Annotated in this window: 12 protein-coding genes; 9 read left to right on the plus strand and 3 right to left on the minus strand. The window is 73.4% G+C overall.

What is annotated here, in order from left to right; translation table 11 throughout:
- Positions 1 to 4: 4 nt before the first annotated feature.
- A complete protein-coding gene (hemG, locus tag ACIRG6_RS33150; protein WP_403325346.1) occupies positions 5 to 1,483 on the minus strand; it encodes a protoporphyrinogen oxidase in 1,479 nt (492 codons plus the stop codon).
- A 164-nt stretch (positions 1,484 to 1,647) separates the two neighbouring features.
- Between hemG and ACIRG6_RS33155 the strand changes: the two genes are divergently transcribed.
- Positions 1,648 to 2,622, plus strand: a complete 975-nt coding sequence (locus ACIRG6_RS33155) for a DUF4349 domain-containing protein (RefSeq protein ID WP_403325349.1) — start codon at positions 1,648 to 1,650, stop codon at positions 2,620 to 2,622.
- 27 nt (positions 2,623 to 2,649) lie between these two features.
- Positions 2,650 to 4,056: an FAD-dependent oxidoreductase gene (locus ACIRG6_RS33160; RefSeq protein ID WP_403325352.1), complete on the plus strand. Its 1,407-nt coding sequence runs from the start codon at positions 2,650 to 2,652 to the stop codon at positions 4,054 to 4,056.
- 6 nt (positions 4,057 to 4,062) lie between these two features.
- On the opposite strand, the gene ACIRG6_RS33165 is transcribed toward ACIRG6_RS33160, so the two are convergent.
- A complete protein-coding gene (locus ACIRG6_RS33165) occupies positions 4,063 to 4,419 on the minus strand; it encodes a hypothetical protein (RefSeq protein ID WP_239763999.1) in 357 nt (118 codons plus the stop codon).
- A 134-nt stretch (positions 4,420 to 4,553) separates the two neighbouring features.
- On the opposite strand from ACIRG6_RS33165, the gene ACIRG6_RS33170 reads away from it, so the two are divergent.
- A complete protein-coding gene (locus ACIRG6_RS33170) occupies positions 4,554 to 5,372 on the plus strand; it encodes a rhomboid family intramembrane serine protease (protein ID WP_350715800.1) in 819 nt (272 codons plus the stop codon).
- A gap of 659 nt (positions 5,373 to 6,031) precedes the next feature.
- Positions 6,032 to 6,454, plus strand: a complete 423-nt coding sequence (locus ACIRG6_RS33175) for a hypothetical protein (protein WP_364682772.1) — start codon at positions 6,032 to 6,034, stop codon at positions 6,452 to 6,454.
- Between the two features lie 95 nt (positions 6,455 to 6,549).
- Here ACIRG6_RS33175 and hemE read toward each other — a convergent pair whose 3' ends face one another.
- On the minus strand, positions 6,550 to 7,617 hold the full coding sequence (gene hemE, locus ACIRG6_RS33180; RefSeq protein WP_403325357.1) for a uroporphyrinogen decarboxylase: 1,068 nt from the start codon (positions 7,615 to 7,617) through the stop codon (positions 6,550 to 6,552).
- A gap of 184 nt (positions 7,618 to 7,801) precedes the next feature.
- Here hemE and ACIRG6_RS33185 point away from each other — a divergent pair, with 184 nt between their 5' ends.
- The 5 genes from ACIRG6_RS33185 (at position 7,802) to ACIRG6_RS33205 (ending at position 14,493) form a co-directional block, all read left to right on the plus strand.
- Positions 7,802 to 8,479, plus strand: coding sequence for a DUF3000 domain-containing protein (locus ACIRG6_RS33185; protein WP_403325360.1), 678 nt, complete (start codon positions 7,802 to 7,804; stop codon positions 8,477 to 8,479).
- A 324-nt stretch (positions 8,480 to 8,803) separates the two neighbouring features.
- Positions 8,804 to 9,466 (plus strand): response regulator transcription factor, encoded by a 663-nt coding sequence (locus ACIRG6_RS33190; RefSeq protein WP_077797935.1) that lies wholly within the window; start codon positions 8,804 to 8,806, stop codon positions 9,464 to 9,466.
- 149 nt (positions 9,467 to 9,615) lie between these two features.
- Positions 9,616 to 10,908, plus strand: coding sequence for an HRDC domain-containing protein (locus ACIRG6_RS33195; protein ID WP_403325363.1), 1,293 nt, complete (start codon positions 9,616 to 9,618; stop codon positions 10,906 to 10,908).
- Positions 10,909 to 11,149: 241 nt separating this feature from the next.
- Positions 11,150 to 12,367 carry a thiolase family protein gene (locus ACIRG6_RS33200; protein ID WP_318214869.1) on the plus strand — a complete coding sequence of 406 codons (1,218 nt, stop codon included), beginning with the start codon at positions 11,150 to 11,152 and terminating at the stop codon, positions 12,365 to 12,367.
- Positions 12,364 to 14,493, plus strand: coding sequence for a 3-hydroxyacyl-CoA dehydrogenase NAD-binding domain-containing protein (locus ACIRG6_RS33205; RefSeq protein WP_365021284.1), 2,130 nt, complete (start codon positions 12,364 to 12,366; stop codon positions 14,491 to 14,493). The genes ACIRG6_RS33200 and ACIRG6_RS33205 overlap by 4 nt, the downstream gene beginning before the upstream one ends.
- Positions 14,494 to 14,566 lie beyond the last annotated feature (73 nt).

Here is a 14,566-nt window from a genome sequence, read left to right on the forward strand (position 1 = left end):
GGCCCTATTCTCCCGCTCCGCCGTGCAGGCTCTGCACCGGGTGGGCGGTGAGCTCGTCCACACCGCGCAGGTCCCCGTGGATCTGGTCGGCGGCCGCGTACGCGCTCGCGATGCTCGCCGGGATACCGACGCCGTCGTAGGCCGCCCCGCACACGGCGAGGCCCGGGAGTTTCGCGACGTGGGCGCGGACGCGGGCCACGCGCGCGTGGTGGCCGACGGGGTACTGGGGCAGGCCGTCCTGCCAGCGGGTGACGCGGGTGGCGACCGGCGCGGCGGCCAGGCCGGTGGCCTCCTCCAGATCGTGCCGGGACACGGCGACGAGCCCGTCGTCGTCGCGGCCGAGGATCTCCGTCTCGCCGTACCGGCCGACGGAGGTGCGCAGGACCACCAGGTCCCGGTCCTCGTCGCCGATCCAGCCCCACTTGCGGGAGGCGAAGGTGGACGCCTTGATGGTGCGCCCGTCGACCGGCGGCACGAGGAAGCCGCTGCCCTCGGGGAGCGCGGCGGTGTCGGAGCGGCGGTAGGCGAGGGTGATCAGGGCCATCGAGGCGTACTCCACCGCCGCCAGCTCGGCCGCGGCCGCGGGAGCCTCGGCGCGCAGCAGCTCGGCGGCGGGGCGGGCGGGCACGGCGACGACGACCGCCCCGGCGTGCAGCACCCGGTCGCCGGCGACGATCCGCCAGCCGTGCGGGGCGGTGCGGCGCAGCTCCGTCACGGGTGCCCCGGTGACGATCTCGCCGCCGCGGGCCCGCACCGACCACGCGACCGCGAGCGGGAGGGTGCCGATGCCGCCCTCGATGCCCATGAACACGGGGCCGCTCGGCGGGGAGGTGGCCGTGCGGCCCTGGAGGGCGCGCACCGCCTCGGTCAGGGAGGTGTGGGTGCGGGCGGCCTCGAAGAGCTGGGGCACGGCCGAGCGCAGCGAGATGCGGTACGCGTCGCCCGCGTAGACCCCGCCCAGCAGTGGCTCGACGAGCCGGTCGACGACCTCGCGGCCCAGCCGCGCCGCCACGTACTCCCCGACCGCCACGTCGTCGCCGACCTCGGTACGGGGCAGCTCGGCGTCGCGCCCGATGCGGGCGAGGCCCTCGGGCGAGAGCACGCCGGACAGGGCGGCGGCGGTGCCGGGGACGCCCATGACGTGGCCCTTGGGCATGGGGCGCAGGGCGCCGCGGGTCCACAGGGAGGCCGACGCGGTGGCGGGCGGCTGGAGGCGGTCGGCGAGTCCGGCCGCGCGGGCGAGGCCGACGGCCTCGGGGCGGCGGGCCAGCATCGACTCGGCGCCCAGGTCGACCCGGACCCCCGCGATCTCGCCGGGCAGCAGCTTGCCGCCGACGCGGTCCGAGGCCTCCAGCACGGTCACGCGGGCCCCGCGCTCCAGCAGCCGGTGGGCGGCGGCCAGTCCGGCGATGCCGGCCCCGATGACGACGACGTGCCCCGTGTCCGCGGGTGTCGTGCCCGCCGGGATCTCGCTTGCGCACATGTCCCAAGCCTCTCAGACCCCGCCGGCGGCGCGGCCGCCAGGCCGGGTGGCGAGTGATCGCCGGCGAGTCCGGACCGTGACCTCTTCGGGACCGTTCCGCGCCGTCGCCCGAGCTCCTCGCCACGTCCTAGGAACGACAGTCGACACCGACCCCGGGGGGCCCTGTGCGTACACCACCTTCCCTGCGAGCCGTTCCGGCCGCGGCCGCCGTCCTGCTGGCCGCGACCCTCGCGCTCACCGGATGCAGTGCGGGCGGCGGCGCCGACTCCGGCAGCGCGAGCGACGCCAAGGCGGCCGCCCCGGCGGACGGCGGCAAGGGCGCGGCCGGCGCGGAGTCCGACCGTTCCGTGGCGACCGCGCCGCCGAAGGCCGCCGCGAGCCACATCATCCGCACCGCCTCCTTGACGGTCCAGGTCAAGGACGTCCCCAAGGCCCTCGACGGGGCCCGCGCCGCGGCCGAGAACGCGGGCGGCTACGTCGGCGACGAGACCACCAACCGGGACGAGGACGGTCACGAACGGACCCGGCTCGTCCTGCGCGTGCCCGTCGACGCGTACCAGGACGTCCTGTCCGAACTGGAGGGCGCCGGCAAGCTCCTGGAGCGCGACGCGAAGGCGGAGGACGTCACCGACCAGGTCGTGGACGTTCAGAGCCGCATAGCGTCGCAGCGCGCCAGCGTGGCCCGGGTGCGCGAGCTGATGGACCGCGCGACCAAGCTGAGCGACGTGGTGACGCTGGAGGGCGAGCTGAGCTCCCGTCAGGCCGAGCTGGAGTCGCTGCTCGCCCGGCAGGCTTCTCTGAAGGACCGCACCAGCCTGGCCACCATCACCCTCTCCCTGTCCGGGACGCCGGTGAAGAAGGAGGTCGCCGGGGACGACGACCCTGGGTTCACGGACGCGCTGGCGGGCGGCTGGGACGCGTTCGTGACGATGCTGCGCTGGGTGGCGATGGTGTTCGGCGCCGTCCTGCCGTTCGCCGCGGTGGCGGCGCTGCTGGTGCTGCTGTGGCTGCGGGTGGTGCGGCCCCGGCTGCCGCGCCGCCCGGCCGCCCCGCCGGTGACGACGGGGGCCGGCCCGCTGCCGACGGCCCGGCCGGTGCCGGGGAACACGCCTGCCGAAGGGACGGGCGAGCGGGACTGAAATGCCGCGTCCACGTAGCGTGTTCGCATGAGCATGAGCGGTGCGAGCGGTGCGCGGGGTACGCGGGAACGGCTGGTCGTGGTCGGCGGTGACGCCGCGGGGATGTCCGCGGCGTCGCAGGCGCGCCGGCTGAACGGCCCGGACGAGCTGGAGATCGTGGCGTTCGAACGCGGGCACTTCAGCTCGTACTCGGCATGCGGCATCCCCTACTGGGTCGGCGGTGAGGTCACCGAACGGGAGGACCTCATCGCCCGTACGCCCGAGGAGCACCGTGCGCGTGGCATCGACCTGCGGATGCGCACCGAGGTGACGGAGATCGACGTGGCCGGCGGGCGGGTGCGCGCGCGTGACGTCGATTCGGGCGCGGAGTCCTGGACGGCGTACGACAAGCTCGTGATCGCGACCGGCGCCCGCCCGATCCGGCCCGACATGCCCGGGGCCGACGCGCCCGGTGTGCATGGGGTGCAGACCCTCGACGACGGGCAGGCGCTGCTCGACACGCTGGCCCGCACGCGCGGGCGGCACGCGGTGGTCGTCGGGGCCGGTTACATCGGCGTGGAGATGGCCGAGGCGCTGATCAACCGCGGCTACGAGGTGACCGTCGTCAACCGCGGCCGGGAGCCGATGTCCACGCTCGACCCGGACATGGGCCGGATGGTGCACGAGGCCATGGAGGGCCTCGGCATCACCATGGTGAACGACGCCGAGGTCACCAAGGTGCTGACGGGTGACGACGGCCGGGTCCGCGCGGTGGCCACCGAGGACGCCGAGTACCCGGCGGACGTGGTGGTGCTCGGCATCGGCGTGCGACCCGAGACCGCGCTCGCCGCCCGGGCCGGTCTGCCGATCGGCGCCCACGGCGGGCTGCTGACCGACCTGGCGATGCGCGTGCGCGGGCACGAGAACATCTGGGCGGGCGGCGACTGCGTGGAGGTGCTCGACCTGGTCTCCGGCCAGGAGCGGCACATTCCGCTGGGCACGCACGCCAACAAGCACGGGCAGGTCATCGGCACCAACGCGGGCGGCGGTTACGCCACCTTCCCGGGTGTGGTCGGCACGGCGGTCAGCAAGGTCTGCGACCTGGAGATCGCGCGGACGGGACTGCGCGAGAAGGACGCGCTGCGGGCGGGGCTGCGGTTCGTGGCGGTCACCGTCGAGTCCACCAGCCGCGCCGGGTACTACCCGGGCGCCTCCCCCATGACGGTGAAGATGCTCGCCGAGCGGCGCACCGGACGGCTGCTCGGCGTGCAGATCGTCGGCCGTGAGGGCGCGGGCAAGCGCGTCGACATCGCCGCGGTGGCCCTCACGGCCGGGATGACGGTGGAACAGATGACGGCCCTGGACCTGGGGTACGCGCCGCCGTTCTCCCCGGTGTGGGACCCCGTGCTGGTGGCGGCCCGCAAGGCGGCGAGGGCTGTCGAGGAGCGGCGCTGACGGCCCCTACGCCGTGCCGTTGATCCGGTCGATGGCCTGCCGCGCCTGCTCGGCCGGTGGCCGCGAGGGCAGGGACGACACGGACGCCGGGGCGGTCATGGAGGCCGGGGCCGTCACCGGTGAGGTGACGGCGGGCGGCTGCTCACCGGCCGGCTTGGCGTGCGCGGCGGTGCGGGTGGAGCGCAGCCGGTGGCTCACCGCCTCGTCCAGTGTGACGGGCCGTTGCCTCTGCGCGGCCAGCCGCCCGGCCTCCTGCCCGAGCCGGGCGACGTCCTCCCAGGGCAGGCGCAGCACGAGGGCGACCTCGGCCTCGCCGTCGGGCAGGGCGTGCATCGCCGGAACCGGTGTGACCCGTTCGTTCATCGCCTGATCCTCACGTCGTCCCCGCGTCCCGCCTTCCCCGGGCCGCGGGCGGTTGAGAGGACATACGCGTCCACGGACGGGGGCGTTCAGGGGGCGGGCCGATTCACCGTCCGTCAGGCGGGCAGTAGTGTCCCGTGGTCATCCCCGTCCATGACGTGAACCCGGCGCGCCGCACGCCCTGGGTGACGTATGCCCTGATCATCGCGAACGTCCTGGTGTTCCTGTTCACCCCCGGCATGACCGGTTCCGTGACGGGCGGGAGCAGTCTCGCGCAGCTGTGCCATCTCCAGGCGTTCCTGGACCACTACGCGGCCGTGCCCCAGGAGCTGCTGCAGCACCGGTTGCCGCGGCTGGTGCCGACCGGTGAGACCGGGGTGGGCCCGCGGGGGCCGGGGTGTGTGATCGGCCCGCCGGACTACGACAAGTCGCCGGAGCTGAGCGTCCTGACGGCGATGTTCCTGCACGGCAGCTGGCTGCATCTGCTGGGCAACATGCTCTTCCTGTGGATCTTCGGCAACAACGTCGAGGACCGCATGGGCCATGTGCGGTTCCTGCTGTTCTACGGGGTCTGCGGCTATGCGGCGACCTACGGTTTCGCCCTCCTCAACGCGGACTCGGGCGACCCGCTGATCGGCGCGTCGGGCGCGATCGCCGGGGTGCTGGGCGCCTACCTGGTGCTGTATCCGAAGGCCCGGGTCTGGGTCCTCGTCCCCTTCCTGATCTTCCTGCCGCTGCGCCTGCCGGCCTGGATCGTGCTGGGCTTCTGGTTCGGGCTCCAGGCGGTCTACTCGTCCGGCGGGGCCGTCTCCGCCGCGGGCACCGTGGCGTACGTGGCCCATGTCGTCGGCTTCCTGGCCGGCATGCTGATCGCCTGGCCGCTGCGGCGCGGCACCCCTCCCCCGCCGGAGCCGCGCGGGCTGCTCTTCGGCCGACGGGCCCGGCCGGGCTGGTAGCGGGGCCCGGGCGCGACGACCGGGCGAGGGTCCGCTTCCCGGCCGTCGGCGTCTTCGGGTGCGGGCCCGGCGGGGCGGAGCCGGTCCAGCCGGCGTACGAGCAGACGGGTGGCCGGCCAGGCGGCGAACGGCGCCGCGAAGGGGACGAGCAGACGCGGCAGTCCGGTGCCGGGCCCCGGCGGCAGGGCGAGGGCCAAAAGGACGCCGGCGCCGACGCTCGCGCACCAGGCGAACAGCGTCAGCAGGGACAGCGCGACCGACACGGGCACCCCGTCCATGCGCCACCTGCGGAGATCCACGTCCGTGTCGAAGGCGCCGGCGCGGGCCACGCCCACCGCGACCAGCAGCCAGAAACACACCACCACGACGAGGGCCGCGGTCAGCACGAGGGTGGGCAGGCCGACGGCGGCCGTGAACAGTGTCCGCATCGCTCGGCCCCCTCGGGTTCCGGTGCCGGCCACCCCCGTGCCCGGCACCGGGACCATCCGATGTGCTCCCCGCGGCCATGCTGCCCGGGCGGTCCCCGTCGGCGCATTGCCGGTTCCCGGCAGTGTTGGCGGTGGCCTGCATGCCGGTAAGCGTCAGGGAAACGTCAACTGCCGTCCCCGCAGGGGTGGGTATGCTCCGGATCGAACTGGTCGACGGCTTGGGGGCAACCGATGGCGGCGGGGGACGGTCCGGTGCTGGACGAGGGCCGGATCAAGCATCTTGAGCTGATCCAGATGGTCGTGGCCCGGATGGGCAACAACTCGTTCCTGATCAAGGGCTGGTCGCTGACGGTCACCGGCGCGCTGCTCGCGTTCGCCGTCCGCGCCGACGACCGGGCCGTCGCGGCGGTCAGCCTGGCGCCGGTCCTGGCGTTCTGGCTCCTCGACGGCTGCTTCATGTACCGGGAGCGCCTGTACCGGCGCCTGTACGACCGGGTCAGGCGTCCGGAGGTGGCGGTGGAGCCGTTCGCGATGGACGTGGAGCCGGGCCGGGAACGCGCGGGAGTGGCGAAGGCGGCGTTCTCGCCCACCCCGGTCTGCTTCTACGGGGGACTTCTCGTCGCCCAGGTCTTCGCTCTGCTGGTCGCCGCCTGACCCACGGGCGGGGACGGTTGCTCACCTGCGCGCGCGGCGCCCGCCGCCGGCCTCTCGGGGCCGGGACGCGCGCCGCGCGGGGGTCGTGCGTGGGGTCAGCGGGCGGTCCGGGTGTGGACGTACTCGACGAGCCGGGTCAGCGCGTCCGGCTCGGTGGACGGCAGGACACCGTGGCCGAGGTTGAAGATGTGGCCCTCCAGGCCCGCCGCCGCGTCGAGGACCTCGCGGGTCTTGGCCTCGACCGCCTGCGGGGAGGAGAAGAGGACGGCGGGGTCCAGGTTCCCCTGGAGCGCCTTGCCGGGGCCGACGCGGCGGGCGGCCTCGTCCAGCGGGACGCGCCAGTCGACGCCGACGACGTCCGCGCCGGCCTCGCCCATGTCGCCGAGGAGCTCACCGGTGCCCACGCCGAAGTGGATGCGCGGCACGCCGTACCCGGCGACGGCGTCGAAGACCTTGCGGGAGGCGGGCTGCACGAAGCGGCGGTAGTCGGCGGGGGCGAGGGCGCCGACCCAGGAGTCGAAGAGCTGGACGGCGCTCGCGCCGGCCTCGATCTGCACCTTGAGGAAGGCGGCGGTGATGTCGGCGAGCCGGTCCAGCAGGTCGGCCCACAGCTGCGGGTCGCCGTACATGAGCGCCTTGGTGTGCTCGTGGTTGCGGGACGGGCCGCCCTCCACGAGGTAGCTCGCGAGGGTGAACGGGGCGCCCGCGAAGCCGATCAGCGGGGTGGCGCCGAGCTCGCGGGTGAGCAGGCCGTACGCATCGGTGACGTACGAGACGTCCTCGGGGGTCAGGTCACGCAGCCGGGCCAGGTCCTCGCGGGTGCGGACCGGCTTCTCGACGACCGGGCCGATGCCCGGCTTGATGTCGAGGTCGATGCCGATGGCCTTGAGCGGGACCACGATGTCGCTGAAGTAGATCGCCGCGTCCACACCGTGCCGGCGCACCGGCTGCAGGGTGATCTCGGTGACCAGTTCCGGCCGCATGCAGGACTCGAGCATCGGGATGCCCTCGCGCACCTTGCGGTACTCCGGCAGTGAGCGGCCGGCCTGGCGCATGAACCACACGGGTGTGTGCGGCACCGGCTCACGCCGGCACGCCCTGAGGAAGGCGGAGTCGTACGTGGCGGTCGGCTGCTTGCCCGCGGGGCTCTGGTTGGCACTCACAGCGGCAAGTCTCGCATGTCCCCCGGGCAGCGCCCGCCCTCGGGTGCGGGCATCCCGGGCCGGGGCGCGCGCACCCGCACGGGGGCTCCGGTGCGCCCTCGCGGCACCGCGTGATCCGGACATCGCGCCCGCACGCGGGTGTCTCTCCCTGCGCCGGGGCGCCGTTCCGCTTAATCTTCCCCGCATGGCTGCGGCTCAGGGACGAGTGTCGGACGACGCTGGCGGAATGGACGAACCGAAGGACACCAAGGAGGGCGGGCGGCAACCGGGCGGTGCGGCACCGCCGCCGTTCACGGCCGCCGTCGACGCGCTCCAGACCGCGCGGCTGCGGCCGCAGGTCGAGGTGGAGCCGACCCGCGCGCCGCAGCGCCTCGCGCCGTACGCGTACGCGCTGGAGGCCGCGGTCGTCGACGGCGACGAGGATCTGGCCGACGGGCGTCTGGTGCTGCTGCACGATCCGGCCGGCCACGACGCCTGGCAGGGAACCTTCCGGCTGGTCACCCTGGTGCGTGCCGAGCTGGAGCCGGAGATGGCCGCCGACCCGCTGCTGCCTGACGTGTGCTGGTCCTGGCTCACGGGTGCCCTGCAGGCCCGCGGCCTTGCCTACGGCGAGCCCAGCGGCACCGTCACGCGGGCGAGTTCGCACTACTTCGGCGGGCTGTCGGCGCGTCCGTCCGCGTCGCAGATCGAGATCCGCGCGTCCTGGACGCCCCGCGAGGGCCTGAACGGGGTGCCGGACACCGCCGCCCACCTCGCCTCGTGGTGCGACCTGCTGGCCCAGGTCGCGGGTCTGCCGCCGGCCGGCCCGGGCGACGCGTCGATCGTCACCCTGCCCCAGCGGCGCGGACCGCAGTCCCGCTAGCAGCCCACGCACGCCCGATCACCCCTGGACACCTGGCGCCCCATGCGCTCGACGCATGCCCACGCTCGCCGGACCATCGGTCACTTTGTCGATACGGCCACTTTCGGCCTCGTATCGACAAAGATCTCGACAGAGAATGAAACCGTTCGATCTTCGAATGATCGACCGCGTGTCCGAATTGCTCGGATTGTTACTCACCAGATCGTGATCATTCTCTAAAGGCGGACGCGTTCGGTGCCGAAGACGACTGTGACCTTGAAAGCACGGTTCGTCCCGGCTTCGTCCCCCAGGAGCCGGTCCCGTCCCGCCACCCCAGGAGGCCTGGTGTCCGTTCTCCTCGAGCAGCCCGCAAGCCTGGTCGCCTACCGCCCGAACAAGCCGACCGCCATGGTGGTCGTGGCCGACCCGCGCGTCCGTTCCACCGTCACCCGCCATCTGTGGGCGCTCGGTGTGCGCGACGTCATCGAGGCCTCGTCCGTCGCGGAGGCTCGTCCCCGCATCGGCAACCCCCGCGACATCTGCGTCGCAGACGTCCATCTCCCCGACGGCTCCGGCCTCACCCTGCTGTCCGAGACCCGCGCCGCGGGCTGGCCCAACGGGCTCGCCCTGTCCGCCGCCGACGACATCGGCGCCGTCCGCAACGCCCTCGCCGGCGGTGTCAAGGGCTACGTCGTCACCGGCACCCGTACCAACATCGGGCTCCCCACCCGGCCCGGTGCCGCCCCCATCGGCGGCGCCGCCGCCCGACTGCACCGCCGCCCCCCGGGTGCCCCGAGCCACCCGGGCGGCTACCGCGAGCTCTCCGGCCGCGAGGTCGAGGTGCTGCGACTGGTCGCGGAGGGCCAGTCGAACAAGGCGATCGGCGTCTCCATGGGCCTGTCCGCCCTGACCGTCAAGAGCCACCTCGCCCGCATCGCCCGCAAGCTCGGCACGGGCGACCGCGCCGGCATGGTGGCGGTGGCGCTGCGGACCGGCATCATCCACTGACCGACCCGACTCCCATCCGCTCCCCGACCGCTTCCCCCCTCCTCCATGAGCCCGATCTTTCACTGACCTGTCTGGATTGCGACCCCCCGGAGCCCGCCGACGGAACGTTCCGTCGGCGGGTTCCGCGCATACACCGATACCCTTGACCGGTGACCGACGCCCACGAAACCGCAGCAGACCGTTCACTGCGAACCACCGGAGGCGCCCCTCCGGACGACGCCGGATCTTCTGCGAGTCAGGCGCCGATCCCCTTGCTCGAACCACGCGAGGGTGTTCCGCCGGTGATCGCCGACGCCGCCGCCCTCGCCGAAGTGACCGCCGCCTTCGCCGCCGGCAGCGGCCCCGTCGCCGTCGACGCCGAGCGCGCCTCCGGCTACCGCTACGGCCAGCGCGCCTACCTGGTGCAGTTGCGCCGCCAGGGCGCCGGCACCGCGCTCATCGACCCCGTGGCCTGCCCCGACCTGTCGGAGCTGGGCGCGGCGATCTCCGGCGTCGAGTGGGTGCTGCACGCGGCCACCCAGGACCTGCCGTGTCTGCGGGACATAGGGATGGTGCCCACCCGCCTGTTCGACACCGAGCTGGCAGGCCGGCTCGCCGGCTTCCCCCGGGTCGGCCTCGGCGCGATGGTCGAGAACGTGCTGGGCTTCGTCCTGGAGAAGGGCCACTCGGCCGTCGACTGGTCGACCCGCCCGCTGCCCGATCCGTGGCTGCGCTACGCCGCCCTCGACGTCGAGCTCCTCGTCGACCTGCGCGACTCGCTGGAGAAGGAGCTGGACCGGCAGGGCAAGCTGGAGTGGGCCCGGCAGGAGTTCGACGCGATCGCCTCGGCGCCGCCGGCCGAGCCCCGCAAGGAGCCCTGGCGCCGCACGTCCGGCATGCACAAGGTGCGCCGGCGCCGGCAGCTCGCCGTCGTCCGGGAGCTGTGGCAGACCCGGGACCGCATCGCGCAGCGCCGGGACGTCTCCCCCGGCAAGGTGCTCGGGGACGCGGCCATCGTGGAGGCCGCGCTCGCCCTGCCGGCCAACGCGCACGCGCTCGGGACGCTCGGCGGCTTCGGGCGGGTGAACCGCCGGCAGCTGGAGCAGTGGCAGGCCGCGGTCGACCGGGCCAAGAGCCTCACCGAGTCGCAGCTGCCGCAGCCGGGTCAGCCGGTGACCGGTCCCCCGCCGCCGCGCGCCTGGGCCGACAAGGACCCGGCCGCCGCCGCCCGGCTCGCCGCGGCGCGGGCGGGGGTGACGGCGCTGGCCGAACAGCTGAACATGCCGCAGGAGAACCTGATCACCCCGGACACCGTGCGCAGGGTCTGCTGGGAGCCGCCGAAGCCGGCCGACCGGGAGACGGTGGCCGCGGCCCTCGCGGGACACGGCGCCCGGCCGTGGCAGGTGGAACAGGTGACGCCGGTGCTGGTGACGGCCCTGAACCAGGAGGCGGAGCCTGCCTGACGGACGCGGGGACGGGGCGCGGACCGCTCCGCGGCGCCCCGCCGCCGGCCGGCCGTGACGGTGGCGCCGCGGGTGCCGGCGCCGCCGAAGGGGTGATGTCCGCCCGGCTCGGGGTGTGACCTTCGCCGCTTGGGCCGGGGGGACTGGGCAGCTACGTTACTCATAAGTAGCATGGGCCTGAGCGCACGCTCAGCGTGCCGCAGCAGTGCAGTGCCATCCCGCACCCTGGAGGAGAGCCATCGTGCCTCGTACCGTCAGGGACGTCGTCTTCGTAGACGGCGTCCGCACCCCGTTCGGCAAGGCGGGCCCCAAGGGCATCTACCACGAGACCCGCGCCGACGACCTGGTCGTGAAGGCGATCCGGGAGCTGCTGCGCCGCAACCCCGGTCTCGACCCCAAGAAGATCGACGAGGTCGCCGTCGCCGCGACCACGCAGATCGGTGACCAGGGCCTGACCATCGGCCGCACCGCCGGCATCCTGGCGGGCCTGCCCACCTCGGTCCCGGGCTACTCCATCGACCGCATGTGCGCGGGCGCGCTGACCGCCGTCACCACAGTGGCCGGCTCGGTCGCCTTCGGCGCGTACGACGTCGCCATCGCGGGCGGTGTCGAGCACATGGGCCGCCACCCGATGGGCGAGGGCGTGGACCCGAACCCGCGGTTCGTCAGCGAGAAGCTGGTCGACGAGTCCGCCCTGTTCATGGGCATGACCGCCGAGAACCTGCACGACCGCTACCCGAGCATCACCAAGCAGCGCGCCGACGAGTACGCCGTGCGCTCGCAGGAGAAGGCCGCCAAGGCGTACGCCAACGGCCAGATCCAGGCCGACCTGGTGCCGATCTCGGTGCGCCGCACCAACGCGGAAGCCGGCGAGACGGGCTGGGGCCTGGTCACCGCCGACGAGCCGATGCGCCCGGGCACCACCCTGGAGAACCTGGCGGGCCTGAAGACGCCGTTCCGCGTCCACGGCCGGGTCACCGCGGGCAACGCGGCCGGTCTGAACGACGGTGCCACCGCGTCCCTCATCGCGAGCGAGGACTTCGCCCGCGAGAACGACCTGCCGGTCAAGATGCGCCTCGTCTCGTACGCCTTCGCGGGCGTCGAGCCCGAGGTCATGGGCTACGGCCCGATCCCGGCCACCGAGAAGGCCCTCGCGCAGGCGGGTCTGTCGATCTCCGACATCGGCCTGTTCGAGATCAACGAGGCCTTCGCCGTCCAGGTCCTCGCGTTCCTGGAGCACTACGGCATCGCCGACGACGACGCGCGCGTCAACCAGTACGGCGGCGCCATCGCCTTCGGCCACCCGCTCGCCTCCTCCGGCGTCCGTCTGATGACGCAACTGGCCCGCCAGTTCGAGGAGCAGCCGCACGTCCGCTACGGCCTGACCACCATGTGCGTCGGCTTCGGCATGGGCGCGACGGTCATCTGGGAGAACCCGCACTTCGAGGGGGACAAGTGAGCACCACCGCAGAGCTGCTGAAGGGTGCGGCCGAGCTGTTCCCCGGCGAGGTCGTCACGCAGGCGCACGTACGCCACTTCGACCTGCCCCTGGGCGCCGGGCGCTTCGCCCTGATCACCCTGGACAACGGTCACGACCACACCAAGCCGACCACCCTCGGCCCGCAGTCGCTGGCGAACATCGACGCCGCGATCGACCAGGTCGAGAAGGAGGCCACGGACGGCGACATCGTCGGTGTCGGCGTCACCGGCAAGCCGTTCATCTTCGCGGTCGGCGCGGACCTCAAGGGTGTCGAGCTGCTGAAGCGGCACGAGGACGCGCTGGCCATCGGCAAGGGCGGCCACGACGTCCTCAAGCGCCTCGCGAACCTCGCGGTGCCGTCCTTCGCGTACTACAACGGCGCGGCCATGGGCGGCGGCGTCGAGATCGGCCTGCACTGCACCTACCGCACGGTGTCGGCGGCGCTCCCGGCGTTCTCGCTCCCCGAGGTCTTCCTCGGCCTGGTCCCCGGCTGGGGCGGCTGCACGCTGCTGCCGAACCTGATCGGCGCCGACAAGGCCGTCTCGGTGATCATCGAGAACAGCATGAACCAGAACAAGCAGCTCAAGGGCAAGCAGGTCTACGAGCTCGGGATCGCGGACGCGATCTTCGAGGGCGCGGACTTCCTCGAGCAGTCGCTGATCTGGACGGCGTCCGTCCTCAAGGGCGAGATCGCCGTCGAGCGTCCGGCGATCGACCGCGGCGAGGCCTGGGACCAGGCCGTCGCGCGCGGCCGGTTCATCGCCGACGGCAAGGTGCACGGCGCCGCCCCGGCCGCCTACCGCGCGCTGGACATCATCGCCGCCGCCAAGAACGGCGACCTGCAGCAGGGCTACGACGCCGAGGACCGGGCGCTCGCCGACCTGATCATGGGCGGCGAACTGCGCTCCGGCATCTACGCCTTCAACCTGGTGCAGAAGCGCGGCAAGCGCCCCGCCGGTGCCCCGGACAAGTCGCTGGCCCGCCCCGTCACCAAGGTGGGCGTCGTCGGCGCCGGCCTGATGGCGTCGCAGCTGGCGCTGCTCTTCCTGCGCCGCCTGGAGGTCCCGGTCGTCCTGACCGACATCGACCAGGAGCGCGTCGACAAGGGTGTGGGCTACGTCCACGCCGAGATCGACAAGCTGCTCGGCAAGGGCCGTGTCAACCAGGACAAGGCCAACCGCCTCAAGGCCCTGGTGACGGGTGTCCTGGACAAGGCCGAGGGCTTCGCGGACGCCGACTTCATCATCGAAGCGGTCTTCGAGGAGATGGGCGTCAAGCAGAAGGTGTTCGCGGAGGTCGAGGCGGTGGCGCCCGCGCACGCCGTCCTGGCCACCAACACCTCGTCGCTCTCCGTGTCGGAGATGGCGTCGAAGCTGAAGCACCCCGAGCGGGTCGTCGGCTTCCACTTCTTCAACCCGGTCGCGATCCTCCCGCTGCTGGAGATCGTCCGCGGCGAGCAGACCGACGACGCGGCGCTGGCCACGGCGTTCGGCGTCGCCAAGAAGCTGAAGAAGACCGCGGTCCTCGTGAAGGACGCCCCGGCGTTCGTCGTGAACCGCATCCTGACCCGCTTCATGGGCGAGATCCAGAACGTCATCGACGAGGGCACGCCCGTCGAGGTGGCGGAGAAGGCGGTGGAGCCGCTCGGCCTGCCGATGTCTCCGCTCGTCCTCCTGGAGCTGGTCGGCCCGGCCATCGGCCTGCACGTCTCGGAGACCCTCAACCGGGCCTTCCCGGACCGCTTCACGGTCTCCCCGAACCTGAAGGCGGTCGTCGAGGCGGGCAAGCGCGGCTTCTACGTCTACGACAGCGGCAAGCCGGAGCTGGACCCGGAGGTCGCCGCGCTGCTGAAGCAGGGCGACACGGTCCTGACGGAGGAGCAGGTCCGCGCCCGCGTCCTGGACGCGGTGGCGCAGGAGATCGGCCTGATGCTCGACGAGGGCGTCGTCGCCGAGGCCCAGGACATCGACCTCTGCCTGATCACCGGCGCCGGCTGGCCCTTCCACCTGGGCGGCATCACGCCGTACCTGGACCGCGAGGGCGTGTCCGAGCGGGTGAACGGGAAGCGGTTCCTGGAGCCGGGTGTGGCGAGCGTGCCCGCGTAAGCGCTCTGTCCCGTGCGCCTGAGGGGCGTGGGGGGGGGGGGGGGGGGGGGGGGGGGGGGGGGCCCCCCCCCCC

The organism is Streptomyces flaveolus, from assembly GCF_044765825.1.
Classification (GTDB): Bacteria; Actinomycetota; Actinomycetes; order Streptomycetales; family Streptomycetaceae; genus Streptomyces; species Streptomyces flaveolus.